The sequence below is a fragment of the Bacillus sp. FSL P4-0290 genome (genome assembly GCF_037975435.1).
GTDB classification, from domain to species: Bacteria; Bacillota; Bacilli; order Bacillales; family Bacillaceae; genus Bacillus; species Bacillus subtilis.
The window spans coordinates 3,056,846-3,082,760 of the sequence record NZ_CP150253.1 but is presented as its reverse complement, the minus strand read 5'-3'; the positions used below and the strand labels follow the sequence as shown (position 1 = coordinate 3,082,760).

The 25,915-nt window shown below is 43.5% G+C and carries 30 protein-coding genes and 1 riboswitch; of the genes, 22 read left to right on the top strand and 8 right to left on the bottom strand.

The features are described from left to right. Positions 1-126 precede the first annotated feature (126 nt). Both MKY10_RS16170 and MKY10_RS16165 read left to right on the top strand, forming a co-directional pair. A complete protein-coding gene (locus tag MKY10_RS16170) occupies positions 127-600 on the top strand; it encodes an S-ribosylhomocysteine lyase (RefSeq protein WP_003219361.1) in 474 nt (157 codons plus the stop codon). 119 nt (positions 601-719) lie between these two features. Next, positions 720-1,157 carry a FixH family protein gene (locus tag MKY10_RS16165; RefSeq protein ID WP_014480629.1) on the top strand — a complete coding sequence of 146 codons (438 nt, stop codon included), beginning with the start codon at positions 720-722 and terminating at the stop codon, positions 1,155-1,157. Here the strand turns inward: MKY10_RS16165 and ytzI are convergent. Continuing rightward, positions 1,151-1,291, bottom strand: coding sequence for a YtzI protein (gene ytzI, locus MKY10_RS16160; protein ID WP_003229081.1), 141 nt, complete (start codon positions 1,289-1,291; stop codon positions 1,151-1,153). The two genes, MKY10_RS16165 and ytzI, sit on opposite strands and share 7 nt — an antisense overlap. A 128-nt stretch (positions 1,292-1,419) precedes the next feature. Here ytzI and MKY10_RS16155 point away from each other — a divergent pair, with 128 nt between their 5' ends. From MKY10_RS16155 to ytkD, 3 genes are all read left to right on the top strand, one after another. Then, on the top strand, positions 1,420-1,857 hold the full coding sequence (locus MKY10_RS16155) for a Dps family protein (protein ID WP_003229083.1): 438 nt from the start codon (positions 1,420-1,422) through the stop codon (positions 1,855-1,857). A 165-nt stretch (positions 1,858-2,022) separates the two neighbouring features. Next, entirely contained in the window at positions 2,023-2,427 is a 405-nt protein-coding gene (locus tag MKY10_RS16150; RefSeq protein WP_003229085.1) for a holin family protein, read from the top strand. Between the two features lie 206 nt (positions 2,428-2,633). Further along, positions 2,634-3,110 (top strand): RNA deprotection pyrophosphohydrolase, encoded by a 477-nt coding sequence (ytkD, locus tag MKY10_RS16145; protein ID WP_003229087.1) that lies wholly within the window; start codon positions 2,634-2,636, stop codon positions 3,108-3,110. Between the two features lie 27 nt (positions 3,111-3,137). Here the strand turns inward: ytkD and MKY10_RS16140 are convergent, their stop codons facing one another. The 3 genes from MKY10_RS16140 to MKY10_RS16130 are packed head-to-tail and all read right to left on the bottom strand — an operon-like array spanning position 3,138 to position 5,724. Beyond that, a complete protein-coding gene (locus tag MKY10_RS16140) occupies positions 3,138-3,950 on the bottom strand; it encodes an ABC transporter permease (RefSeq protein ID WP_014477740.1) in 813 nt (270 codons plus the stop codon). Next, complete coding sequence (locus tag MKY10_RS16135; RefSeq protein ID WP_003229092.1) at positions 3,925-4,707, bottom strand: ABC transporter ATP-binding protein; 783 nt, start codon at positions 4,705-4,707, stop codon at positions 3,925-3,927. The genes MKY10_RS16140 and MKY10_RS16135 overlap by 26 nt, the downstream gene beginning before the upstream one ends. A 12-nt stretch (positions 4,708-4,719) precedes the next feature. Next, positions 4,720-5,724 (bottom strand): ABC transporter substrate-binding protein, encoded by a 1,005-nt coding sequence (locus tag MKY10_RS16130; RefSeq protein ID WP_061891030.1) that lies wholly within the window; start codon positions 5,722-5,724, stop codon positions 4,720-4,722. A gap of 152 nt (positions 5,725-5,876) precedes the next feature. Here MKY10_RS16130 and MKY10_RS16125 point away from each other — a divergent pair, with 152 nt between their 5' ends. Together MKY10_RS16125 and MKY10_RS16120 are read left to right on the top strand one after the other, a co-directional pair. Further along, on the top strand, positions 5,877-6,650 hold the full coding sequence (locus MKY10_RS16125) for a prolyl oligopeptidase family serine peptidase (protein ID WP_015251392.1): 774 nt from the start codon (positions 5,877-5,879) through the stop codon (positions 6,648-6,650). Positions 6,651-6,701: 51 nt separating this feature from the next. After that, positions 6,702-6,944, top strand: a complete 243-nt coding sequence (locus MKY10_RS16120) for a DUF2584 domain-containing protein (protein ID WP_015251393.1) — start codon at positions 6,702-6,704, stop codon at positions 6,942-6,944. Positions 6,945-6,982: 38 nt separating this feature from the next. On the opposite strand, the gene pckA is transcribed toward MKY10_RS16120, so the two are convergent. Further along, positions 6,983-8,566, bottom strand: a complete 1,584-nt coding sequence (gene pckA / locus MKY10_RS16115) for a phosphoenolpyruvate carboxykinase (ATP) (protein ID WP_014480627.1) — start codon at positions 8,564-8,566, stop codon at positions 6,983-6,985. A 196-nt stretch (positions 8,567-8,762) separates the two neighbouring features. Continuing rightward, positions 8,763-8,901: riboswitch (SAM riboswitch) on the top strand. A 167-nt stretch (positions 8,902-9,068) separates the two neighbouring features. Between pckA and metK the strand changes: the two genes are divergently transcribed. From metK to alaP, 3 genes are all read left to right on the top strand, one after another. Then, positions 9,069-10,271 carry a methionine adenosyltransferase gene (gene metK, locus MKY10_RS16110; RefSeq protein WP_003229102.1) on the top strand — a complete coding sequence of 401 codons (1,203 nt, stop codon included), beginning with the start codon at positions 9,069-9,071 and terminating at the stop codon, positions 10,269-10,271. Between the two features lie 149 nt (positions 10,272-10,420). Continuing rightward, positions 10,421-12,319, top strand: coding sequence for an asparagine synthase (glutamine-hydrolyzing) (asnB, locus tag MKY10_RS16105; protein ID WP_004398625.1), 1,899 nt, complete (start codon positions 10,421-10,423; stop codon positions 12,317-12,319). Positions 12,320-12,454: 135 nt separating this feature from the next. Continuing rightward, positions 12,455-13,846, top strand: coding sequence for an alanine permease AlaP (alaP, locus tag MKY10_RS16100; RefSeq protein ID WP_003229105.1), 1,392 nt, complete (start codon positions 12,455-12,457; stop codon positions 13,844-13,846). Between the two features lie 245 nt (positions 13,847-14,091). Here the strand turns inward: alaP and MKY10_RS16095 are convergent, their stop codons facing one another. After that, positions 14,092-14,607 (bottom strand): gamma carbonic anhydrase family protein, encoded by a 516-nt coding sequence (locus MKY10_RS16095; protein WP_003229106.1) that lies wholly within the window; start codon positions 14,605-14,607, stop codon positions 14,092-14,094. Between the two features lie 48 nt (positions 14,608-14,655). Between MKY10_RS16095 and ytpA the strand changes: the two genes are divergently transcribed. Beyond that, positions 14,656-15,435: a phospholipase YtpA gene (ytpA, locus tag MKY10_RS16090; protein ID WP_004398545.1), complete on the top strand. Its 780-nt coding sequence runs from the start codon at positions 14,656-14,658 to the stop codon at positions 15,433-15,435. Between the two features lie 20 nt (positions 15,436-15,455). Beyond that, the gene (gene tbcS, locus MKY10_RS16085) at positions 15,456-16,559 is read left to right on the top strand and encodes a tetraprenyl-beta-curcumene synthase (protein WP_015251394.1); all 1,104 of its coding nucleotides are present in this window, start codon (positions 15,456-15,458) and stop codon (positions 16,557-16,559) included. Here the strand turns inward: tbcS and MKY10_RS16080 are convergent. Further along, a complete protein-coding gene (locus MKY10_RS16080; protein WP_015251395.1) occupies positions 16,549-17,133 on the bottom strand; it encodes a class I SAM-dependent methyltransferase in 585 nt (194 codons plus the stop codon). The two genes, tbcS and MKY10_RS16080, sit on opposite strands and share 11 nt — an antisense overlap. After that, the gene (locus MKY10_RS16075; RefSeq protein WP_024572829.1) at positions 17,130-18,098 is read right to left on the bottom strand and encodes a TIGR01212 family radical SAM protein; all 969 of its coding nucleotides are present in this window, start codon (positions 18,096-18,098) and stop codon (positions 17,130-17,132) included. The genes MKY10_RS16080 and MKY10_RS16075 overlap by 4 nt, the downstream gene beginning before the upstream one ends. A 161-nt stretch (positions 18,099-18,259) precedes the next feature. Between MKY10_RS16075 and MKY10_RS16070 the strand changes: the two genes are divergently transcribed. From MKY10_RS16070 to bceS, 10 genes are all read left to right on the top strand, one after another. Continuing rightward, a complete protein-coding gene (locus MKY10_RS16070) occupies positions 18,260-18,532 on the top strand; it encodes a YtzC family protein (RefSeq protein WP_003229117.1) in 273 nt (90 codons plus the stop codon). Positions 18,533-18,686: 154 nt separating this feature from the next. Continuing rightward, positions 18,687-18,824, top strand: coding sequence for a hypothetical protein (locus tag MKY10_RS16065; protein WP_003229119.1), 138 nt, complete (start codon positions 18,687-18,689; stop codon positions 18,822-18,824). Positions 18,825-18,857: 33 nt separating this feature from the next. Further along, entirely contained in the window at positions 18,858-19,250 is a 393-nt protein-coding gene (ytrA, locus tag MKY10_RS16060; protein WP_003229121.1) for a GntR family transcriptional regulator YtrA, read from the top strand. After that, a complete protein-coding gene (ytrB, locus tag MKY10_RS16055; protein WP_003229123.1) occupies positions 19,243-20,121 on the top strand; it encodes an ABC transporter ATP-binding protein YtrB in 879 nt (292 codons plus the stop codon). Before ytrA ends, ytrB begins: the two co-directional genes overlap by 8 nt. Beyond that, positions 20,115-21,101, top strand: a complete 987-nt coding sequence (ytrC, locus tag MKY10_RS16050) for an ABC transporter permease YtrC (protein ID WP_015251397.1) — start codon at positions 20,115-20,117, stop codon at positions 21,099-21,101. Before ytrB ends, ytrC begins: the two co-directional genes overlap by 7 nt. A 29-nt stretch (positions 21,102-21,130) precedes the next feature. Next, a complete protein-coding gene (gene ytrD, locus MKY10_RS16045; protein ID WP_048655236.1) occupies positions 21,131-22,108 on the top strand; it encodes an ABC transporter permease YtrD in 978 nt (325 codons plus the stop codon). Positions 22,109-22,122: 14 nt separating this feature from the next. Next, positions 22,123-22,818: an ABC transporter ATP-binding protein YtrE gene (ytrE, locus tag MKY10_RS16040; RefSeq protein WP_003229129.1), complete on the top strand. Its 696-nt coding sequence runs from the start codon at positions 22,123-22,125 to the stop codon at positions 22,816-22,818. After that, positions 22,808-24,118 (top strand): ABC transporter permease YtrF, encoded by a 1,311-nt coding sequence (ytrF, locus tag MKY10_RS16035; protein WP_015251399.1) that lies wholly within the window; start codon positions 22,808-22,810, stop codon positions 24,116-24,118. Before ytrE ends, ytrF begins: the two co-directional genes overlap by 11 nt. A 96-nt stretch (positions 24,119-24,214) precedes the next feature. Further along, a complete protein-coding gene (gene bceR, locus MKY10_RS16030; RefSeq protein WP_048655237.1) occupies positions 24,215-24,910 on the top strand; it encodes a two-component response regulator BceR in 696 nt (231 codons plus the stop codon). After that, positions 24,903-25,907: a two-component sensor histidine kinase BceS gene (gene bceS / locus MKY10_RS16025; RefSeq protein ID WP_015251401.1), complete on the top strand. Its 1,005-nt coding sequence runs from the start codon at positions 24,903-24,905 to the stop codon at positions 25,905-25,907. The genes bceR and bceS overlap by 8 nt, the downstream gene beginning before the upstream one ends. Positions 25,908-25,915 lie beyond the last annotated feature (8 nt).

The window sequence follows — 25,915 nt, the reverse complement described above, 5'->3', positions numbered from 1 at the left end:
TTCTTCAGCAACCTTTCTGATGCAAGTATAAGAAAAAAAACACAGATTGAAAAGTTAATCAATAATTCTTATCGGAAAAGTATGTTATAATGAAATTACATTTTTAAAAAAGGGGAGAGTGCCATTATGCCTTCAGTAGAAAGTTTTGAGCTTGATCATAATGCGGTTGTTGCTCCATATGTAAGACATTGCGGCGTGCATAAAGTGGGAACAGACGGCGTTGTCAATAAATTTGACATTCGTTTTTGCCAGCCAAATAAACAGGCGATGAAGCCTGACACCATCCACACACTCGAGCATTTGCTCGCGTTTACGATTCGTTCTCACGCTGAGAAATACGATCATTTTGATATCATTGATATTTCTCCAATGGGCTGCCAGACAGGCTATTATCTAGTTGTGAGCGGAGAGCCGACATCAGCGGAAATCGTTGATCTGCTTGAAGACACAATGAAGGAAGCGGTAGAGATTACAGAAATACCTGCTGCGAATGAAAAGCAGTGCGGCCAAGCGAAGCTTCATGATCTGGAAGGCGCTAAACGTTTAATGCGTTTCTGGCTTTCACAGGATAAAGAAGAATTGCTAAAAGTATTTGGCTAAAATAGAAAGGACCTTTTTGCGCTTAAGCAAAAAGGTCTTTTTTGTGACGTCTCATATTTTGTGTACCATTTGCTGTAAGCGTTTGCTACTATTTAAGTAAACGATGAAAGGGTGATGGCATGAAAAAGATGTTGGTTGTTCTGCTTTTTTCTGCTTTTTTGCTTAATGGATGCGGATCTGGTGAAAGCAAAGCAAATACAGCTGAGACGCCCGAGGTTTTGGATGTCAAGCTGACCGGGCCTGAAAAAGTAAATCCCGGAGAAAGCGCTGCTTATGAAGCAGCTGTATCATATGGTGATGAAGCTGTGACGGATGCCGATGAAGTAGAGTTTGAAGTATGGAAAGAAGGGGAAAAAGACGCAAGCCAAATGTTTAAGGCGAAACAAGAAAAAGGCGTATACCGATTGGAAACGACGTTTAAGGAAGATGGTGTATACACTGTCCAATCTCATGTCACAGCAAAAAAACAGCATAGCATGCCGACCTTAAAAGTCCAAGTCGGAGACGCCGATGCTGCCAGCAATCAGTCAGAAGAGGAGCATTCACATCATCATTGATTGTGTGAATCAGAGTGATTTTCTTGTGGTGGATCAATGGTATGCTTTACATTATAGGCTTTTACAGTCGTCCAAATGGTTACAAGCAAAACAGCCAGCACAATCAAAATACTTATCGTAATGAGAAGCGTCATGACATTCCACCTCCCGTTTTTTAACAATTGTAGCATAATAGAAGAAATCGTGACAGATAAGGGTAAAAAAGAGGTTTTAGCGTACGATATTAAGGGTATACATAGTCATATAACAAGGAGGAGATACCATGTCAGAACAATTGATTCAAGCAGTGAACAAACAAGTAGCCAACTGGACGGTCATGTATGTGAAACTACATAATTATCACTGGTATGTGAAAGGGAAAGATTTCTTCACTCTTCATGAAAAGTTTGAGGAGCTGTACAACGAAACAGCAACTTATATTGATGACTTAGCAGAACGTCTTTTGGCGCTGAACGGAAAACCGATTGCAACAATGAAGGAATCCTTAGAAACGGCTTCTGTCAAAGAAGCTGCTGGAAATGAAACAGCTGAACAAATGGTTCAAAGCGTATATGATGATTTCACAGTCATCGCGGAAGAGCTGAAAAACGGCATGGATTTAGCTGATGAAGTCGGTGACGAAACAACAGGGGACATGCTTCTTGCGATCCATCAAAATATTGAAAAACATAACTGGATGCTAAAAGCTTACCTAGGTTAAGTTCAAAAATAGAACGGCCGGATGTCTTAAAAAAGACGTCCGGCTTTTCTTTTTGTATCTTAAAAATAGGCGACAACCAGTCCATTTTTCTGAAAAATCCAATCCGTTCGGCTTGTTTACCATAGAATATCGTAAGGCCGTTTCTGTGAAAGGATGTTGGGATAAATGGATAGAGACTTTGGCATCTTTTCGTTTTTAGCAGTCAGCGTTTCAGCAGCGGGTTTTTTCTTTGGAGGTTTTCAGTATTCATTTCTGATTTTGCTCTCTCTTATGGCAATTGAATTTATCAGTACGACTTTGAAGGAAACCATTATTCACAAACTGTCATTTAAAAAGGTATTTGCCCGGCTTGTCAAAAAATTAGTCACGCTGGCTCTGATCTCTGTATGCCACTTTTTTGATCAGCTGCTGAATACACAGGGATCAATTCGTGACTTGGCTATTATGTTTTATATTCTTTATGAATCTGTGCAAATTGTTGTGACAGCCAGCTCTCTTGGCATACCGGTTCCTCAGATGCTTGTCGATCTTTTAGAGACGTTAAAAAATAAATTTAAGCGCAAACCGTAACTTTTCCCTGTTCGCGGGTCATAATAAAGCCCAGAGCGTCGGTCGCACTTTCCGGCAAAAGTATCGCAAAAAAACTGTACGAGCTAGTCTGCATGCAGAACCTGACGGCGTGCTGGGTCCCTTATTTTTTGATAAAAGGCTTCCGAAGAAACGTAACTGTGGTATGATGTATGGAAGATAGCTAGGAACGGATTTGAGGGATAAACATGTACGAGTTTAAAGATTATTATCAGAATACTGTTCAGCTTTCCTTTGACGATCAGCCTTTCTCGGACAGCCCGAAGCATGTCTGGGTGATTTGCCGTTTTGGCGGTAAATGGCTTTTAACAGAACATGAGGACAGAGGCTATGAGTTTCCAGGCGGGAAAGTAGAGCCGATGGAGTGCGCAGAAGAGGCTGCGCTCCGGGAAGTAAAGGAAGAGACGGGCGCGAGAGTCAAAAGCCTCAAGTATCTCGGACAGTATAAAGTTCTCGGAAAAGAAAAAGTGATTGTAAAAAATATATATTTTGCAGATATAGAAAAGCTTGAAAAGCAGGCTGATTACTTTGAAACGAAAGGCCCGGTTTTGTTTCACGAGCTTCCGGAGAACCTTTCCCGCAATAAAAAATTCAGCTTTATTATGAAGGATTCCGTACTTCCGATCAGCTTGAAAAAACTGAAAGAATCTGGATGGATTGAATAAAAAAACCCGGCATATATGCCGGGTTTTTTATGTCCTCCCCTTCGTCCATTTCTTTTCCAGCAGCTCGACGCCCTGATACATCAGAGTGGCGAAGATGGCGATGATCAGCAGGCTTAAGAAGACGAGTGTAAAATTGAAGACTTGGAATCCGTAAATAATCATATATCCTAATCCGACCTTCGAAACGAGGAATTCCCCTACAATGACGCCAACCCATGATAAACCGACGTTCACTTTTAGTGTTGAAATAATCGCGGGGGAGGATGCAGGCAGTATGACTTCTTTAAAAATAACCCACTTTTTTGCGCCGAATGTTTTCATGACTTTCGTATAGTTTTCGTCGACCTCTTGGAAGGCGGTGTAGACAACGATCGTTGTGATAATGACGCTGATGATGGCTCCCATCGCAATGATGCTGATAAAACTGGGACCGAGCGCGACAATCAGGATCGGGCCTAGGGCCACTTTCGGCATTGCATTCAAAATCACAAGATACGGATCTAAAATTCTGGCAAGTCGGTTAGACCACCATAACAAAGCGGCGAGGCACGTGCCCATAAACGTCCCAAGCAAAAAGCCAAGCACCGTTTCAAATAAAGTGACGCCGATGTGTGACAGTAAAGAACCGTCACCAAGTTTCTCCAGCAATAATCGCCACACAGCTGAGGGAGAGCTGAAGATCAGCGGATCGATCCAGCCCTGCCTGCTGGAGGTTTCCCAGCCCGAGAAAAAGAGAATAAATATGGCAAGCTGAAAGGAATGGACCTTCCACTTTTCCTTTTTCTGTTTGAATTGATACTGCTCGTGAAGCAGATCAATGGTTTCTTTGCTGTTTCTCAAGAGAATTCAGCTCCTTCCATATCGTTTGAAACAGTGTCTGGAAGGAAGGTTCCTGACGGGCGTCAAAAGGCAACATCGCGGCCAATTCCTTAGGAATGGTAAAAATCTGATGGATGGTGCCCGGCTGATTTGAAAATAAAAAGATCGTATCGCTCATCGCTATCGCTTCCCCTATATCATGAGTGACAAGCACTGCTGTTTTTTGATATTCCTTTAATGTGCGGAATACCAGGTTTTCCAAAGACAGCTTTGTCTGAAAATCAAGCGCGGAAAATGGCTCATCCAGCAAAAGCAGACTAGGGTTAGGCGCAAGTGTTCTTGCAAGCGCAGCCCGCTGGCGCATCCCGCCTGACAGCTCTTTCGGATATTTTTTCTCCACATCTATGAGGCCGAACTCCGGCAATAGACCGAGTGCAGCGGCTTTGCTTTCTTCTGTCAGCGTGTCGGCGATTTTTAAACCGAGAAGCACATTTTCCTCGATAGATTTCCAGGGAAATAAGTAATCCTGCTGAAGCATATAGCCAATATTATGTTCTTTTTGATTCGGCTCACGGCCTTCAATCAGAACTCTGCCTTCTGATGGCTCAATCAAACCGGCAATAATGGAAAGCAGTGTTGTTTTTCCGCAGCCGCTTGGGCCGAGAAATGAGATGAAATCACCTTTTTCGGCATCGAAATGAATATCCCGCACAGCCGTTGTTTTTTCTTTAATAGAAAAATAAGTATGGGTTACATGGTCGACATGTAAGAAAGACATAGATGGCGCCTCCTATTTCTCCGAGGTGACTTTTTCAGCAATTTCTTTATTTACAAGCTGATTGTATGGAATGTGCTTCGGCAGTTCTCCCGATTGATCCATAATGGTTTGGAGAAGCTCCCATTCTTTTTCGTTAAGCAGAGGGTCTGGCGAATATGAATGCTGTTTTTTATAGCGTTCAATGGATGTTTCGATGACGTCTGGGTCGGTATCATCAAATTCATCTTTAATGGCATCTGTGATGTCCTTCGCAGAATGATTTTCAACCCACTGCTGCGCCTTATAAATGGCTTTTGTAAACTTTACGGCTGTGCTTTCATTTTTCTTCAAATAGCTTTGTTTCGCCATAAAAGTCGTATAAGGAACCTCTCCTGATTCTTCTCCGAATGAAGCAACGATATGGCCGATGCCTTTTTTCTCAAAGAGAGAAGCCTGCGGTTCAAAGAGCTGTACATACTCACCGGTTCCAGAAGCAAACGCATTGGCAATATTGGCGAAGTCTATGTTCTGGATGAGGTCTATATCCTTATGCGGGTCAATCTTATGTTTGTTCAGCACATACTCGCCGACCATTTGCGGCATGCCGCCTTTTCGCTGGCCGAGAAACGTTTTTCCTTTCAGCTGATCCCAGTCGAAGTGTTCAACATCTTCTCTCGCGACAAGAAACGTTCCGTCTGTCTGAGTCAGCTGGGCGAAATTAATGACGGGATCTTTAGCCCCTTGCGCTTCGACATAAATAGATGTTTCTGACCCGACAAGCGCGATGTCGGAGCCGTTGGAAAGAAGCGATGTCATCGTTTTGTCTCCGCCCCAGGTCGTATTCACATCGACATCAAGCCCTTCTTCCTTAAAAAAACCTTTAGACTCAGCAACATATAAAGGTGCGTAAAAAATTGAATGGGTCACTTCAGCTACTTTGACTTTGGTGAGCGTTTCTTCCTGCTTGCAAGCCGCCAGGGCGAACATCAGAAAGATACTGCCGACACAGGCGAAGCCCAGCCTTAACCATCTGTTCACATAGACAACCTCCTTATTTCGCATCAAGTTAATATCCTTTTTTGCTTTACATATCGTATGATGGGTATAAAAATGTGTGAATGCCTAACCAGGTTCTCCGGATGTAATTTTGGAGTAAGGAAAGCATATAGAAAAAAAAGGAGGCGGCTGTTTTGATTGTAGAGAAAAGAAGATTTCCGTCGCCAAGCCAGCATGTGCGTTTGTATACGATCTGCTATCTGTCAAATGGATTACGGGTTAAGGGGCTTCTGGCTGAGCCGGCGGAACCGGGACAATATGACGGATTTTTATATTTGCGCGGCGGGATTAAAAGCGTGGGCATGGTTCGGCCGGGCCGGATTATCCAGTTTGCATCCCAAGGGTTTGTGGTGTTTGCTCCTTTTTACAGAGGAAATCAAGGAGGAGAAGGCAATGAGGATTTTGCCGGAGAAGACAGGGAGGATGCATTTTCTGCTTTTCGCCTGCTTCAGCAGCACCCAAATGTCAAGAAGGATAGAGTCCACATCTTCGGCTTTTCTCGCGGCGGAATTATGGGAATGCTTACTGCTATCGAAATGGGCAGGCAGGCAGCTTCATTTGTTTCCTGGGGAGGCGTCAGTGATATGATTCTTACATACGAGGAGCGGCAGGATTTGCGGCGAATGATGAAAAGAGTCATCGGCGGAACACCGAAAAAGGTGCCTGAGGAATATCAATGGAGGACACCGTTTGACCAAGTAAACAAAATTCAGGCTCCCGTGCTGTTAATCCATGGAGAAAAAGACCAAAATGTTTCGATTCAGCATTCCTATTTATTTGAAGAAAAGCTAAAACAACTGCATAAGCCGGTGGAGACATGGTACTACAGTACATTCACACATTATTTCCCGTCAAAAGAAAACCGGCGTATCGTGCGGCAGCTCACACAATGGATGAAAAACCGCTGACAGTGAAATATGTTATGATAAAGAAAAAAGAGAACGAAAGGGGATTTCACTTTGGGAATGCCTATTGAATTTAATACACTGATTGTGACAAAAGGAAAAGAAGTTCGCATAGATGAAAATATATTCACGTTAGAGAAGGACGGATACCGAGTATATCCGATGGAGATTCCAATGGATGTACGCAAAACAAAGTTTGGCGAAAAGTCAGGCACAGCTGAAGTGCAGAAGCTTCAATGGGAAGAAGGCCGGACCATCATTACATACAAGCTGACTTCTTTGCATTCCGTCAATTAAAACAAGCCAAGAGCATAATTGCTCTTGGCTTTTGTTTTTTATACGAGAGGGCCGCCTGCCTGGGCGATGGCATCGGTATGTGCGAACTTTTTAAAGTTCTCTTTGAATTCATTTGCAAGGTAGACTGCTTTTTCTTTGTATTCTTCCTTGTTGGTCCACGTGTTTTCAGGCTGAAGGATATGATCAGGAACGCCAGGAACATGGGCCGGAATGTGCAGGCCGAAAATATCGTCAGTTATCATTTCAGCATCCTCTAATTTGCCTTCAATCGCTGCTTTGACCATTGCTCTAGTGTAAGAAAGCTTCATTCGTTCGCCTGTGCCGTAGCCGCCCCCGGTCCATCCGGTATTGACTAAGAAAACGTCTGCGCCGTGTTCATCGATCTTTTTGCCGAGCATTTCAGCATAGACGTGAGCAGGAAGCGGCAGGAACGGTGAGCCGAAGCATGTAGAAAACGTCGTTTCAGGAGACGTGACACCACGTTCGGTTCCGGCAAGCTTACTCGTGTAACCGCTCAAGAAATGGTACATCGCCTGCTCCTTCGTCAGTTTGCTGATCGGCGGCAGGACTCCGAAGGCATCAGCCGTCAAAAATACAATTGCTGACGGATGGCCGGCCATGCTTGGAGTCACGATGTTGTCAATCATATGAATCGGGTAAGCTGCCCGCGTGTTTTCAGTATAGAAGGAATCATCATAATTGGCTTCGCGTGTATCTTCATCCACAACGACATTTTCGAGAACAGACCCGAAGCGGATCGCGTTAAAGATTTGCGGCTCCTTTTCCTCGCTTAAATGAATGCACTTAGCGTAGCACCCGCCTTCAATATTAAAGACGCCTGTATCAGACCAGCCATGTTCATCGTCACCGATCAGCTTGCGGTCAGCATCTGCCGACAGGGTGGTCTTGCCTGTTCCTGACAGTCCGAAGAAAAGGGCGACATCGCCTTTTTCACCGACATTGGCGGAGCAGTGCATAGATAAAATATCTCTTTCAGGCAGCAGGAAATTCATAATGGAGAAAATGGACTTCTTCATTTCACCGGCATACTCAGTTCCGCCGATTAAAATTGTCCGCTTTTCGAAAGAGACAATAATAAACGTTTCGGAATGAGTGCCGTCTGTTTTTGGATCTGCTTTGAAATGCGGAGCAGAAAGAATGGTGAACGGCTGCTCAACTGTTTTCTTATCATTTCCTTCCGGACGGATAAACAGCTGCCGCGCAAATAAATTGTGCCATGCGAACTCATTTACGACAGTGATCGGCAGCCTGTATTTCTCGTCTGCTCCGGCAAATCCTTCGAAAACAAACAGCTCATCTCGCTCCTTTAAATAGCTGACAACTTTCGTGTACAGCCGCTCAAACGCTTCTTCTGAAATCGGCTGATTCACCGGGCCCCAATCGATCTTATTTTTCGTGCTTTCTTCCTCCACGATGAATTTATCTTTAGGTGAGCGTCCTGTGTAAGCGCCTGTAGTCGCGCGAACAGCACCTGTGGATGTTAAAATGCCTTCGTTTCGGGAGAGGACTTTTTCTGTTAGCTGTGCTGCTGATAAATTATGACGCACATTTGGACATGTTAATAAGGCTTGTAAATCAGCGGTCAAATCAACTGAGTTCATATGAAACCTTCCTTTATCGTTTTTTGTGTTTTGCTAATTGTGAATTAGTATAACATATATTTTCAAATAGTCTATACTATTTATTATTTTTTGTGTGTGCATTTCCATTGTTTTCCCTCAATATAGGTGCCTATTTCTTCTGAATCATATTGACATTGCAAACCCTTTTACGATAAGATATTTCATTGAGCGGATACTCTTATCCCGAGCTGGCGGAGGGACAGGCCCTATGAAGCCCAGCAACCGGTTTCTCTGTTATTTATTATGTTCAACTGAGTGAGACAACCAAGGTGCTAACCTGTTGCAAGGTTGTATGATTCCTTGAGCGATAAGAGTGAAAGGCACAAAGACCAAACCCTTTCCTCGATGGAAAAGGTTTTTTTATTTCATAAATATGCCAATTAACATTCTCTAATATAACTGTACATTGTATAAGAGGGAGCGAGTTCCGTATCATATATACAAGGTCTTTCGGGAGGCCTTGTGCAGGAGGAAGCAAATCATGAGTAAAAATCGTCGTTTATTTACATCAGAATCTGTTACGGAGGGGCATCCGGATAAAATCTGTGACCAGATTTCTGACAGCATTTTAGATGAAATTTTAAAGAAAGACCCTAACGCGCGTGTTGCTTGTGAAACATCTGTGACAACAGGTTTGGTTCTTGTAAGCGGAGAGATCACAACTTCTACGTATGTTGACATTCCGAAAACGGTTCGCCAAACCATTAAAGAAATCGGATACACACGTGCAAAATACGGATTTGATGCGGAAACTTGTGCGGTTTTAACATCAATTGATGAGCAGTCTGCTGATATCGCGATGGGCGTAGACCAAGCGCTTGAAGCCCGTGAAGGCACAATGAGCGACGAAGAAATTGAAGCGATTGGTGCGGGTGACCAAGGATTAATGTTCGGTTATGCGTGCAACGAAACGAAAGAGCTTATGCCTCTTCCAATTTCACTTGCCCATAAATTAGCCCGCCGCCTAAGTGAAGTCCGTAAAGAAGATATTCTTCCGTACCTTCGCCCTGACGGCAAAACACAGGTAACGGTTGAGTACGATGAAAATAACAAACCAGTCCGCATTGACGCGATTGTGATTTCAACTCAGCATCACCCTGAAATTACACTTGAGCAAATTCAGCGCAACATTAAAGAACATGTAATCAATCCGGTTGTTCCTGAAGAGCTGATTGATGAAGAAACAAAATATTTCATTAACCCTACAGGACGTTTCGTAATCGGAGGCCCTCAAGGGGATGCGGGACTTACAGGACGCAAAATCATCGTTGATACGTACGGCGGCTATGCACGCCACGGCGGAGGCGCGTTCTCAGGTAAGGACGCGACGAAGGTAGACCGTTCTGCAGCTTATGCGGCAAGATACGTTGCGAAAAACATCGTTGCGGCTGAGCTTGCTGATTCTTGCGAAGTACAGCTTGCTTACGCGATCGGTGTTGCACAGCCTGTGTCAATCTCAATCAACACATTCGGTTCAGGAAAAGCTTCTGAGGAAAAACTGATTGAAGTTGTTCGCAATAACTTTGATTTACGACCTGCCGGCATTATCAAAATGCTTGATTTGCGCCGTCCGATCTACAAACAAACTGCTGCGTACGGCCACTTTGGACGTCACGATGTTGACCTTCCTTGGGAGCGTACAGACAAAGCGGAGCAGCTGCGTAAAGAAGCGTTAGGAGAATAATTTTATAGCCGCTTACTGGTTAAGCGGCTTTCCCTTTTTTATCGTTGTATTCATGTTTATTTTTTTACATAACTGTGAAACCAAATATTATTCACAGCGTCTATAAATAGGGGTTCAATGATGACAATTTTAATTATGGAGGCAATACTATGTGTGGATTTGTCGGGGTTTTTAACAAGCATCCGTTAGCTCAAACCGCTGATCAAGAAGAACTAATCAAACAAATGAACCAAATGATCGTTCACCGCGGTCCTGACAGTGATGGATATTTCCATGATGAGCACGTCGGCTTCGGATTCAGACGGCTCAGCATTATTGATGTAGAAAATGGCGGACAGCCTTTATCATATGAAGATGAAACATATTGGATTATCTTTAACGGAGAAATCTATAACTATATTGAACTGAGAGAAGAGCTTGAAGCAAAGGGGTACACATTCAACACGGATTCGGACACAGAGGTTCTTCTTGCGACTTACCGTCACTATAAAGAAGAAGCGGCGTCCAAACTGCGCGGTATGTTTGCCTTTCTGATTTGGAATAAAAACGATCATGTGCTTTATGGGGCAAGAGATCCATTCGGCATTAAACCGTTGTACTACACAACGATCAATGATCAGGTTTATTTTGCCTCAGAGAGAAAAAGTTTAATGGTTGCTCAGAATGATATTGAAATAGATAAAGAGGCATTGCAGCAGTACATGTCTTTCCAATTTGTTCCTGAACCAAGCACGCTTGATGCCCATGTGAAAAAAGTAGAGCCGGGTTCACAGTTCACAATCCGCCCGGACGGCGATATCACATTCAAAACGTATTTCAAAGCGAACTTCAAGCCGGTTCAGACTGAAGAAGACAAGCTTGTGAAAGAAGTCCGAGACGCGATCTATGACTCTGTAAACGTTCATATGAGAAGTGACGTTCCTGTCGGTTCGTTCCTGTCTGGCGGGATTGATTCTTCCTTTATTGTGTCTGTTGCGAAGGAATTTCATCCAAGCTTAAAAACATTCTCTGTCGGCTTTGAACAGCAGGGCTTCAGTGAGGTTGATGTAGCGAAAGAAACGGCAGCGGCGCTGGGCATTGAAAATATCAGCAAAGTCATTTCGCCTGAGGAATACATGAATGAGCTTCCGAAGATCGTATGGCATTTTGATGACCCGCTTGCTGATCCGGCAGCGATTCCGTTGTACTTTGTTGCAAAAGAAGCGAAAAAACATGTAACGGTTGCTTTATCAGGTGAAGGAGCGGATGAGCTCTTCGGCGGATATAACATTTACCGTGAACCGCTTTCGCTTAAACCGTTTGAACGGATTCCGTCCGGCTTGAAAAAGATGCTTCTGCACGTTGCTGCCGTTATGCCTGAAGGTATGAGAGGGAAGAGCCTGCTTGAGCGCGGCTGCACTCCGCTTCAGGATCGTTATATCGGTAACGCTAAAATCTTTGAAGAGTCTGTCAAAAAGCAGCTGTTGAAGCATTATAATCCGAACCTTTCATATCGCGATGTGACGAAGACTTACTTTACAGAAAGCAGCTCGTACAGCGATATCAACAAAATGCAGTATGTCGATATCCACACTTGGATGCGCGGCGACATTTTGTTAAAGGCGGATAAAATGACGATGGCGAATTCTTTGGAACTGCGTGTGCCGTTCTTGGATAAAGTCGTATTCGACGTCGCTTCAAAAATTCCTGATGAGCTGAAAACGAAGAACGGCACGACGAAGTATCTTCTTCGCAAAGCCGCTGAAGGAATTGTGCCTGAGCACGTATTAAACCGCAAAAAGCTTGGTTTCCCTGTACCGATCCGTCATTGGCTGAAAAACGAAATGAACGAATGGGTGCGGAATATTATTCAGGAAAGCCAAACGGATGCTTATATCCATAAGGATTATGTCCTTCAGCTTCTTGAAGACCATTGTGCGGACAAGGCTGATAACAGCCGTAAAATCTGGACTGTGCTAATCTTTATGATCTGGCACAGCATCAATATTGAAAAACGGTATATGCCTGAAGAGCTGAGCCATCAGCCTAAAGAAGTCATCTTTGTGTAACAGACAACAAGGCTTTCGAGTAGTCGAAAGCCTTGTTGTTATCCTTTTATTTCTCCATCATCATTGGTTTACCCAATTCATACGAAATATTCAGAAAAATGATTTAATGAATTTTTTTCTAGGGGAGAAGAAAGCATGCAAAAACAAAAACAAGAGCTGCACCGCGGACTCGAAGAAAGGCATATTTCTTTAATGTCTTTAGGAGCTGCAATAGGAGTAGGGTTGTTCCTCGGCTCCGCATCAGCTATTCAATTAGCAGGGCCTGGTATTTTGGTAGCGTATGCCGCAAGCGGCCTGGTCATGTTTTTTATTATGAGAGCGCTTGGGGAAATGGCCATTCAAAAACCGGTCGCAGGCTCCTTCAGCAGGTATGCGCGTGATTATTTGGGGCCGCTTGCAGGCTATTTAACAGGGTGGAACTACTGGTTTTTATGGGTTGTCACCTGTATGGCCGAAATTACTGCTGTCGGCATCTATATGGGGTTCTGGTTTCCTGACGTGCCAAACTGGATTTGGGCATTATCGGCACTGGTCATTATGACGGGTGTTAATTTCCTGGCTGTCAAAGCTTACGGTGAGCTGGAATTTTGGTTCGCATTGATTAAAATTGTTGCGATCTTATCCATGATTGCTGTCGGTTTATTGATGATTATTGCAGGAGTCGGCAATGGGGGCATTGCAACTGGAATCAGCAATTTGTGGAACAACGGAGGATTTTTCCCTCATGGTTTAAAAGGGGTTCTATTGTCTCTTCAAATGGTCATGTTCGCCTATTTAGGGATTGAAATGATCGGGGTGACGGCTGGCGAAGTAAAAAACCCGCAAAAATCGTTAGCCAAAGCAATCGATACAGTATTTTGGCGGATTTTGATTTTTTATGTAGGCGCTTTATTTGTCATTATGTCTATTTATCCGTGGCAGGAAATTGGCTCTCAAGGAAGTCCATTTGTTCTCACATTTCAAAAAGTGGGCATTCCATCGGCCGCAGGTATCATTAACTTTGTCGTGTTGACAGCCGCGCTGTCTTCATGCAACAGCGGTATTTTCAGCACAGGGCGGATGCTGTTTAACTTGGCGGAACAGAAAGAGGCGCCACAAGCATATGGTCAGCTGACGAAAGGCGGCATCCCGGGTAAAGCTGTTCTGGCTTCAGCGGGCGCTTTATTAGTCGGAGTGCTGTTAAACTATGTTGTCCCTGCGAAGGTATTTACTTGGGTTACAAGTATTGCGACGTTCGGAGCGATTTGGACGTGGGCAATCATTTTGCTTTCTCAAATAAAATACAGGAAAAGTTTGAAGCCGGAAGAAAAGAAACAATTAAAGTACAAAATGCCTTTATTTCCGTTTACGTCTTATGTGTCATTGGCATTTCTAGCATTCGTCGTCATTCTTATGGCTTACAGCCCTGATACAAGAGTAGCCGTGATTATCGGGCCGATATGGTTTCTCATCTTGCTGGCTGTGTACTATGGAAAAGGGTTTCATAAAAAAAATGCAGCTGCTGCCAGCGAACGAAATATCAGCTGACAAAAAGAGCTCCCAGTGGGCTCTTTTTGTGTGTGCTCATAGAAAATAGAGAACAGGAAAGAATAGGTATGTGTTTTTGCAGAGGCTGTTTATAGTTTTGTGATAAGATAAAAGTCATACGTTTCATGCTATATGTGAACGTTTTATGGAAAAATCGAAACCCGAACTGTTATGACGTCCGGGTTAACGATGGTTATTGCTTTCAAATATAATTTGAAAAATGGTAAAGTAAGACGAAGCAGGTCTTATGTTTGTTGAAGAAATTTATAATATTGGCCCTTTTCTACATATTCTGACCGTATTCTTTGCATATCTTTTCGGTCTTCTTCCGTCAAAGGGCGGATGACTTTTGCAGGGCGGCCAAAGGCGAGATGGTCAGGCGGAATGATTTTTCCGGGCGGGACAAGACTGCCGGCACCAATAAAAGCGCCTTCGCCAATTTCGGCTCCGTCTAAAATGATTGAGCCCATGCCGATTAGGGCGTTCTTGCGGATAACAGCGCTATGAAGTGTAACCTGATGGCCTATCGTGGCGTCATCTTCAATGAGCAGCGTCTTGTTCGGGCTTTGATGAAGGCAGCTTAAATCTTGGATATTGACTCTGTTTCCGATTCTGGTCGGTGCAACATCTCCCCTTATGACAACAGAAAACCAAATGCTGGACTGTTCTCCGATCACGACATCACCGGTAATTGTTGCATTATCAGCTATAAAGGCTGTTGGGTGGATATCTGGCTTGTGTTCCTTATAAGGGTAGATCATAAGATTCATCCTTCTTTCTCTATTTAAATTTCGTATGAGGTGAAGAGCATGTGGACCTGGAAAGCAGACAGACCTGTTGCAGTGATTGTAATCATTCACGGGGCAAGTGAATATCACGGACGATATAAATGGCTGATTGAAATGTGGCGGTCTTCGGGTTATCACGTTGTCATGGGCGATTTGCCTGGACAGGGAACAACGACAAGAGCGAGAGGGCATATTCGCTCGTTTCAAGAATACATTGATGAAGTAGATGCTTGGATAGATAAAGCGCGAACCTTTGATCTGCCGGTTTTTCTTCTAGGTCACAGCATGGGCGGTCTGGTCGCGATTGAATGGGTTAAACAGCAAAGAAATCCCCGGATTACGGGAATTATTTTATCATCACCGTGTCTCGGACTGCAAATTAAAGTCAATAAAGCGCTTGATCTTGCATCAAAAGGCCTGAATGTCATCGCTCCGTCACTTAAGGTTGATTCGGGATTATCAATTGATATGGCGACGCGCAATGAGGACGTCATCGAGGCTGACCAAAATGATTCGTTATACGTCAGGAAAGTTTCTGTCAGATGGTACAGAGAGCTTTTAAAGACAATTGAATCGGCAATGGTGCCGACAGAGGCATTTTTGAAAGTTCCGCTTCTTGTGATGCAAGCCGGTGATGACAAGCTTGTTGACAAAACGATGGTCATCAAGTGGTTTAATGGTGTTGCTTCTCATAATAAAGCATACAGAGAGTGGGAAGGGCTTTACCATGAGATCTTCAATGAACCCGAGAGAGAAGATGTCTTTAAAGCAGCAAGAGCGTTTACTGATCAATATATTTGAACTAGTAGGGGGTGCATGTGTTGACAGTACCGGAACATCCTTTTGGATTGATGGCAAAGGTATATCGAGATATTTTTCCGCTCGTTCATCAAGAGCTGGACATATGGAAGCAAAAATCAGAATCGATTCATAACAGTGAATTGAAAGCACAGGCAACCGCAAGTATTCGGGACAAAACGTTTCACTGTGAAGGCGGCGGCATACTGGCCTTATTGTCAGGCAGCCAAAAACAGAAATGTGTCGAGTTTATCATCGCGTATCAAACGATTAGTGATTATTTGGACAATCTGTGTGACCGCAGCACCTCGCTGGACCCGCAGGATTTTCGGATGCTCCATGCCTCAATGCAGGATGCACTGACAGTTGGGGCGGAACTGCAAAACTATTATCAATTCAGGGAAGAACAGGATGACAGCGGATATCTGCACGAACTGGTCAAAACGTGCCAGCGTGTCCTTGGTTCCATTGAGCACTATGACATGATTAAACCTTATCTGCTTGAACTGTGCGGCTATTATTGCGATTTGCAGGTGCATAAGCACGTTATTGAGCATGAGCGTGTTCCGCGGCTTGAAAAGTGGTTTACTCAATATGAATCAGAGCTGCCTGAGATGGAATGGTATGAATTTTCAGCCTGTGCAGGCTCAACGTTAGGCATTTTCTGTCTGGTTGCGTATTCGTTCCAGCCTGATTTCACAGAAAGCACCGCTAAAAAAATCCGCGACAGTTATTTTCCTTACATACAGGGTCTTCATATCCTGCTTGATTATTTGATTGATCAAGAGGAGGACTTGCTGGAAGGAGACTTGAATTTCTGCTCGTATTATCAGTCTCATGAAGAGATGATGGACCGGCTTGAACACTTTATCCATAAAGCCGACGAGCATTTACAAGGCATTCCGCATGAAAACTTCCATCGTTTAATCAATCGCGGCTTGCTTGGCGTTTATTTGTCGGATGATAAAGTGGCGGGCCAAAAGGAAATGGGCCGGCTCGCAAGGAAGCTGATCAAAGCCAGCGGAAAAACTTCCTTTTTCTTTTATATCAACGGCAGAGCCTACCGGAAATTTCAAAAAATATCCTGGATGAAAAACTCAAAGAAAAAAGCTCAAATCATTTGCTGATCTGAGCTTTTTTTTCGATGGCGACAATAAATGGCGGGTCATTTTGCTGATTGATAAACCCGTAAGTTAATACACGGGCTGATTGCTGGTCCAAGTCCCGGCAAAACTCGAGCACGTCGTTTTTTTCAGCTTTGCCTTCCGGGTGGCCATGATAGACGACGAGAACAATCAGACCTTCGTCTTTCATGATGCTGAGAAGCTGTTCAATTGCTTTGATCGTAGAACTGCCGTTTGTCGTAATTGATTTGTCCCCGCCCGGCAAATAGCCGAGGTTAAATACCGCGGCCGCCACTTTGCCATGTGTTTCAGGCGGGAGGGATTCAGCGATTTTATCATGGCTTTTGTGAAATAACGTTGTTCGCGCTTGATACATGTCACCGAGCCGTTCCTTTGTATTGTCCACGGCTGATTCTTGGATGTCGAATGCGTACACATGACCGTTTTCACCAACAAGCTCCGCTAAAAACTGTGTATCATGTCCGTTGCCCATTGTCGCATCTACGACAATATCTCCTTCTCCCGCGGCCATTTTCAGCAGTTCTTTGCTGTAGGGAAGAATTTTCTTCAAAATCATAGCGCTGATTCCTCCTCAAGCCGCTGAAAGAACTTTCCTTGATAGCTGCCTCGATTTTCTAGCTCTTTATTAATGGCGCCAAGCACTTCCCATTTGTTGACGCTCCACATTGGCCCGATCATCAACTCAATCGGTCCGTCACCTGTAATGCGGTGGACGATCATTTCAGGCGGAATGATCTCAAGCTGATCGCAGACGAGCTGCACATAATCATCTTGAGAAAGAAATTCCAGCTTCCCCTTTTCATATTGCTTGACCATTGGCGTGCCTTTCAGTAGGTGAAGCAGATGGATTTTAATGCCCTGGACGTCCAAATCTGCGACGGCCTTTGCCGTTTCCATCATCATGTCCCGGTCTTCCAAAGGCAGCCCGTTGATAATATGCGAGCAGACACGTATGCCGTGTTTTCTTAATTTATTGACGCCTTCCACATAGCAGTTAAAATCATGTGCGCGGTTGATCAGAAGTGCAGTCCGTTCATGAACTGTTTGAAGCCCAAGCTCCACCCACAAATACGTACGTTCATTCAGCTCTGCCAAGTAATCAACGACATCATCAGGCAGACAGTCCGGGCGTGTGGCGATCGAAATGCCGACCACATCATCTAAGGCGAGGACGGATTCGAATTTCTCACGAAGCACCTCAACCGGGGCGTGAGTGTTTGTGAAAGCCTGGAAATAAGCGATGTACTTACCGTCCTTCCATTTTTCGTGCATGCGGTTTTTGATGTCATGGAATTGCGTAATTAAATCATCGGCCCGGTTCCCGGCAAAATCGCCGGAGCCTGCTGCGCTGCAAAAAGTACAGCCTCCGTGGGCTACGGTGCCGTCCCGATTCGGACAGTCAAAACCGCCGTCAAGCGCTACTTTAAACACCTTATGGCCGAAATGTTCTCTGAGATGATAATTCAATGTATGATAGCGTTTTTCCGTATTTGAATAAGGAAAAGGATTGTTCTGCATCACAATTCATGTGCCTCCTTGCGTACGATTGCATCCTAAAATTGTAGCACGCATTTCACAAGAGAACAAATGAATATCGACCATAAATTACTTTATTGAATAAAGTCAGATGAGGCTACAATATGAATGATGGATGATTTCCATTACCAAGAGGAGGGGTTACTGTGGCAACAAGACAATCAGTAGATGAACATCTCCAGCAATGTATGCAGGCCTATGATTATGCTGAAGAACAGCTGAAAATCGCTTCTAAACAAGAGCATTATAACGATCAAGAATATAGTGATGCACAAATGCAGCTAGAAGATGCGGTAAATGCCTTGAATAAACTATGGCTGTCGTCAAATGATCAGCAGAGAGAACAGCTGTACAGAATGAGGCTTCAGCTTCAATCTTTGCAAAATAATATGATCCTGCAGCACCCTCTTGATGTGTAGGAAAACGGACCCTTTTAAAAGGGTCCGTTTTTTTGTAAAAAAAGGATTGACTTTGTGAGTCAAAGTATTTATTGTATTAAGTGTACTAATTGAAGTAATACGCTATAGACACTAATATAAAATCATTTATATATTGACATTAAGGGAGGCAGTTATGAAACATAAAAAACGAAACAAACGTAACGTGCCAATGCTGATTGCGGCATCTGTGATCGCTTGTTCTTTTTTTCTTGTTCTTGTGATGATCGGTTTTGAATGGCAAAAAAGTATAATTGATCATTTTTATCTATAAAAGGTTCAGATCGTATAGAAAGTAGGGAAGTAAATGATTCAAATCGATCCAAGAAGCTCAACACCCATTTACGAACAAATTATTCAGCAAATGAAAGAGCTTTGTTTGAAAGGGATCATGAAGCCTGGTGATAAGCTTCCTTCTGTCAGAGAATTGGCGACGATCATCATTGCGAATCCGAACACTGTCAGCAAAGCGTACAAAGAGCTTGAGCGAGAGGGGATTATTGAAACGCTGCGGGGCAGAGGAACCTATATATCGGAGAATGCAAAAACGACACTGGTTGAAGGGAAGATGACGATGATTAAAGAGCAACTCAAACAGCTCATCATCGATGCACACTATGCAGGGGTTGAGCTGGAAAAACTGCACGAATGGATAAAGGAAATCAGCGCTGATGTGAAGGGAGGCAAAAAAAATGATTGAACTGCGGCAGCTGTCAAAAGCGATTGACGGCAATCAAGTATTAAAAGATGTTTCATTAACAATCGAAAAAGGAGAAATCTTTGGATTGCTTGGACGCAACGGATCAGGGAAAACGACGATGCTTCGCTTAATCCAGCAAATCATTTTCGCTGACAGCGGAACGATTTTATTTGACGGCGTAGAAATCAAAAAGCACCCGAAGGTCAAACAAAATATCATCTACATGCCTGTTCAAAATCCTTTTTACGACAAGTATACATACAAGCAGCTTGTTGATATCCTGAGAAGAATATATCCGAAATTTGATGTCACGTACGCGAATGAACTGATGAACAGATACGAAATTCCAGAAACGAAAAAATACCGTGAGCTGTCGACAGGCTTGAAAAAACAGCTGTCGCTCGTTCTGTCGTTTGCGGCGAGACCGGCGCTGATCCTCCTTGATGAGCCGACGGATGGTATTGATGCGGTAACTAGACATGATGTGCTGCAGCTGATGGTCGATGAAGTGGCAGAGCGTGATACGAGTATCCTGATTACGTCCCACCGGCTTGAAGACATAGAGCGGATGTGCAACCGAATTGGCTTTCTTGAAGATAACAGGCTGACCAACGTCATGGATCTTGATGAATTAAAAGAAGAATACATCAAAATACAAATGGCGTTTGACACAGATGTCAATCTGGCCATCAGAGAGCAAAACATTCCGATGCTCGATCAGGCCGGCGTGTTTTACACAGTGCTGATACCGAAAAGCGATGAGGAGAAAAAGAGCTTTTTGAGAGAGCTGAAGCCAAAAGTATGGAATGAGCTTCCTGTCAACCTGGAAGAAGTGTTCATTGCGAAGTTTGGAGGGAAGCGGAGATGGTAGACCGAGGTCTCCTCTATCGAGAGTGGAAACAGAATCAAGTGGTGATTTTGCTAAGTATTGCGTTTTTAGTGCTGGCAAATCCGCTTTCTATCATTAATACGTATTTGTCTTATCAAGGGTGTCTGGCTCATCAAGACCCGCAATATTGTGAATTTATTGTGAATTATCATAGGAGCAATCTAATAGATATCAACTGGGTGCCGGGGGTCATTTTGGCGGTCTGCTTCCTCGGAATGGAGCGTTCGAAAGGCACGATGGATTTTATATTAAGCCTCCCGTATAACAGAAGCCAAATTTTCCAGACGAAATTTTGGTTAGGGGGCATTGTGATTGTGATGTCACAATTGATTGGCTTTTTACTTGCGTGGCTGCTAATTCTTGTTTATAGCCCTGAACACGTCTACTTTTTTGAGCACAGCAGCGTTGGAGTAATTGTGATTAGTTTTATGGCTTATTGTATGTTGATGGCTGCTGGTGCATTAACGGGGAGTGTTTTTGCCCAGTTATTAACGGCATTTGCTGCTGCGGTATTGCCGTATTTAATTGTTGCATTGCCGGTTGGAAACTTTGAAGTTGTTTTTGGTGTGAATATATGGGAAATGTTCCCTTCCCCGGAGGTGTATTTCTCTCTGACGAGCAATTTATTATATCTTGTGCCCATTGGTTATGTTGCAAGTGACTGGCTTATCGATAGTAAATATATTTTAATGATTCCAGCTGCCATGAGCATTCTGTTTTACTTGATTGGTTTGATAAGCTTCAAAAAGCATCCCAGTGAACGAAACGGACACTTTTTCTTATGGAACAGATTAGACCGTCCGGTGCAAATTCTGGTTATGGCTTTCGGCATCCTTGGATTTGGTTTATTTGGATACTATACCGGACATTCCATTATTGGTTATATTTTGGGTATGATCATTGAGGCAGTGGCTGGATTCTTTGTGAGCTACTTCTCTATTTATAAGAAAACAAAAGTGTAAGAAATGCCATAGGTTTGGAGGGAAGTGAGTTGCCGGATTCCGGACTGCTTTACAAAGAGTGGCGGCAGAATAAAGTCGCCTTAGTTATCACCATTTTGGTTTTTATATTGGGTAATCCATTATCAATTTTAAATATGTATCTCATCTATCAAGGCTGTGTCACTGGAAAAGAAAATTGGGTCGGCCCCTGCGTATTCAGCGTTGATTATTTAAACAGCTCATTTATCTCATTGTTTTGGATTTGGGGAGTCGTTTTGGCGGTCAGCCAGCTAGGGATTGAACGAAGCAAGGGCTTTTTTGATTTTACATTAAGCCTTCCGTATACAAGAGGGCAGATATTTAACGCGAAGTTCTTTACCGGCGGAATGGTGATTGTGGTGCCGCAGCTCATAGGTTATGTTTTGTCTGTTTTGCTGATCATGCTTTTGAAGACAGATCAGGCCGTTTATTTTCACAATTACAGCCTTGGAATGATCATTGTCAGCATGCTGGCTTATTCGCTTGTTATGGCCGGAGGAGCTTTGACAGGCAATAGTTTCGCACAGCTTCTAGTCTCATTTACCGTGGCCATTTCGCCATTTTTGCTCATCAGCCTGCCTGCGATCAACCTCGAGATCCTTTTTGGCGGATCAATAGATTTTATCCATGGTCCAGTACCTAAATGGGTGCAGTATTTCATTCCGATAATTTATGTAGACTCGAAATGGGCTGAGAATTCACCATATTATTTAGTCATTCCGGCTATCATGACTATCATTTTTTACATTATCGGCTATATTAGCTTTGTCAAACTGTCTAATGAAAGAAACGGATATTTCTTCTTATGGAAGCCGCTTAACCGCCCGGTGCAGATCATCGTTATTATCATAGGAATCATGGGCTTCGGCTATTTTGGATTTACGGCAAGCGAGAGCTTTGCAGGTTATCTCATTGGCATGGGTACAGGTGCGGTAATCGGGTTCTTGATCAGTTATTTTGCGATTTATAAAAAAATGAAACTTTTGTAAGGGAGAGAGAACATATGATTGATGTTCAGCATATCGACCATTCTTTCACGATCGGAAAAAAGGGCCGTGAGAATGAAGTTCCAGTATTGAAGGATGTTTCATTGAGCGTGGCGAAAGGTGAGATCGCCTGTATTGTCGGGCGAAGCGGCTCAGGGAAATCAACGCTTTTGAATTTGATTTCCGGCTACATATCGCCGACAAAAGGGCGGATTGTCATTAATGGCACTGATGTTACGGGGTTTAATGAAAAGGAATGGGCGCAATTTCGGCTTGACCATTTCGGGTTTATTTTTCAAAGCTTTCAGCTCATTCCGGGCTTAACAACGTATGAGAATGTGGAAATGCCGCTGGCGTTAAAAGGGATCAAGCCCTCTGAGCGGAAGCAAAAGGTGCAGGACATGCTGAAACGCGTCGGTCTGGAAAACCACGCCGCTCATTATCCGAATGAACTGTCAGGCGGCCAGCAGCAGCGTGTCAGTATTGCTCGAGCATTGATTTTAAATCCTTCGATTATCTTAGCGGATGAGCCGACGGGAAGCCTTGATTCAGAAACGGAACATGAAGTGCTGGAATTGATCCAGCAGCTGAATCGTGAGCGTGGCATTACATTTGTGATCATTACTCACGATGATGAAGTCGCTTCTATCGGACATTCAAAATTTCAGCTTCATGATGGTGTGCTAAAAGGAGGAATTACCGTTGAGGTTTAAGGATCAGGTTCATTTTATCAGAAGAAATATGAAGAAAAACAGACTTCGCGTCTTTATGACGATTCTTGCGACAACAATGGCGTGTGCGTTTTTGGTTGTGCTGTCGTCCGTTGGATTTGGGATTCAAAAGACAATTACAGATATGACAATGAGCCAGCAGATTGTAACGAAAGTCAGTGTAATGGGCAAGGAAGGAGACAAGCCTATTAAAAAAGCTGATTTAGAGAAGTATGATCACGTAAGGTCAGTTGTAGAAAGAACGCAAGTGTATGAACCAAACAAAGCTACTTTAGGCAATCGTACAAATGAAAGCTCAAATCTCATTTTTACTAATATGAATGATGAATTAAAGGCCAATATGGAATTGGAAAAGGGAAGAGTCGCAAAGTCGGAAAATGAAATCGTAGTAGGATACGACTTCGCAAAGAGATTATTGACGAAAAAAGAATCGGAAGAATATAACAAAAAAATCGAAGAAGCAAAAGGAAATCCAGAAGATATAAAAGAACCAAAGGGCTATACGAAAGATATTCTGAACAAAACAATAGAACTAAGTGTATCGAAGACAGATCCTAAAACAGGGGATGTTACAAAAACAAAAACATATGACTTTAAAATTGTCGGTATTACAAAAAAACCATCTCAAGACTGGATGGAGGACTCAAACATTTTTATCAGTGATCAATTCAAAAAAGATTTTTCGGAATTCTTAGATTTCAAAGGCGGAAATGTTGAAACGAACATTGGTGTTTTTGCTGATAAGTTTGAGAATGTGGAACAGCTGACAAATGATCTAACAGATGACGGGTACTATGTCACATCAGTGACTACTGAACTTGAGGGAGCCAATACCTTCTTCATGGTCTTCAAAATCGGACTGATCTTTGTCGGATGTATCGCAGTTATCATTTCAGCGATCGGCATTTTTAACACGATGACGATGGCGGTGACAGAGAGAACGCAAGAGATCGGCATTATGAAAGCGATTGGGGCGAGCCCGTCAATCATTCGCCGAATGTTCTTGATGGAAAGCGCGTATATCGGAATTTTAGGCTGTGTGATTGGGATTATCATTTCTTACGGCGTGAGCTACCTTGTCAACCTGGCCGTTCCGATGATTCTTGCGGCCACAAGCGGAAGCGATGCGGGCGACTTGAATTACACATTCTCCTACATCCCGGCGAGTCTTGTGATCATTGCCGTTGTGATTTGCGGAGGGGTCGCAGTCATTTCCGGAATGAACCCGGCGAGAAAAGCAACAAAAACCAACGTGCTGACAGCGTTGAGAAGAGAACTATAATGCGAACGAGCCGGCTGAGACAGCCGGCTTTTTCTATAGCGCATGATAGCGTTTTGCTATACACTTGATAAAAAAGGAAAAAGTGCGGTGAGTTGATTGTTTAAACTTTTGCTGATTGAAGATGATGAATCGCTGTTTCATGAAATCAAGGATCGTTTAACGGGATGGTCCTATGATGTATACGGCATTCAGGATTTCAGTCAGGTGCTGCAGGAATTTGCGGCGGTTAATCCTGATTGTGTCATTATTGATGTACAGCTGCCTAAATTTGACGGCTTTCATTGGTGCCGGCTGATCCGCTCCCGGTCAAATGTTCCGATTCTCTTTTTATCCTCCCGGGATCATCCTGCTGATATGGTGATGTCTATGCAGCTCGGGGCAGATGACTTTATTCAAAAGCCATTTCATTTTGATGTGCTGATCGCGAAAATCCAAGCGATGTTCCGGCGTGTGCACCATTATAATACGGAGCCGAGTACGATTAAAACGTGGTGCGGCGCTGCTGTAGACGCGGAGCAGAACCTCGTCAGCAATGACAAAGGATCTGTTGAACTGACAAAAAATGAAATGTTCATTCTAAAACAATTAATAGAGCAAAAAAACAAGATCGTCAGCCGGGAAGAGCTGATCAGAAGCTTGTGGAACGATGAGCGTTTTGTTAGTGATAATACGCTGACCGTCAATGTCAATCGCCTGCGAAAAAAACTGGACGTCCTGCAGCTTGGTGCATATATCGAGACAAAGGTGGGCCAGGGCTACATCGCGAAGGAAGAGGACAAGTTCTATGATTAAAGCATTCCTTATCGAAAGGCGGAGCTGGTTTGCCGCGTTTTTGTTTCAGCAGGCTTTGATGCTGTTCATTGCTTTTGTCGATCCTTCCATATCATTCGGGAATGTACTTTATATGGTGTATTTGTGCATCTTGTTTTTTATCATATTCCTTTGGTTCCGCTATCGGAAAGAAACAGCGTTTTATAAAAGCTTGAAAACATGGGAGAACAATCTCGATGTGACAGCCATAAATGAACCGGAAACGCCGTTTGAAGCAATGGTTGAAAGAAGCATTGCCGGGCAAACAGAACACTTGAAGCAGACCGCAGCACGGCATCGCTTAGCATTGGAAAATGAAAAAGATGAGCTGATGGCATGGATACATGAGGTCAAAACCCCATTAACAGCGATGCATTTAATCATTGATAGAATGGAAGAAAAAGCACTGAAATCCCAGCTGTCATATGAATGGCTGCGTATTCACCTGCTTCTTGATCAGCAGCTTCATCAAAAACGCATATCATTTATTGAAAACGATCTGTCAGTAGAATTCATTCAGCTTCAACCTTTGATCTTTAAAGAAATCAAAGATTTACAATCGTGGTGTATCCAAAAAGGGATCGGTTTTGACATAAAGCTCGAGGCCAAAGAAGTGCTGAGCGATGCAAAATGGCTGGCGTTTATCATCAGGCAGCTGCTGACAAACGCGGTGAAATACAGCGAAGCCTCTGAAATCGAGATCAAAAGCTTTCAAAAAGGGGAACAGACGCAGCTCCAAGTGAAGGACTGTGGCAGGGGCATTGATCCAAAAGATGTACCGCGTATTTTTGATAAAGGGTTTACATCCACAACGGATCACCATGATCAAGCGTCAACTGGCATGGGGCTGTACTTGGCAAAAAAAGCAGCGGCGCCGTTATTGATCCATATTGATGTTGAGTCGGAGTTTGGTGCGGGAACAGTTTTTACATTAACCTTTCCAATACGGAATCAATTTGAACATGTCATAAGCGTGTGACGAAAATG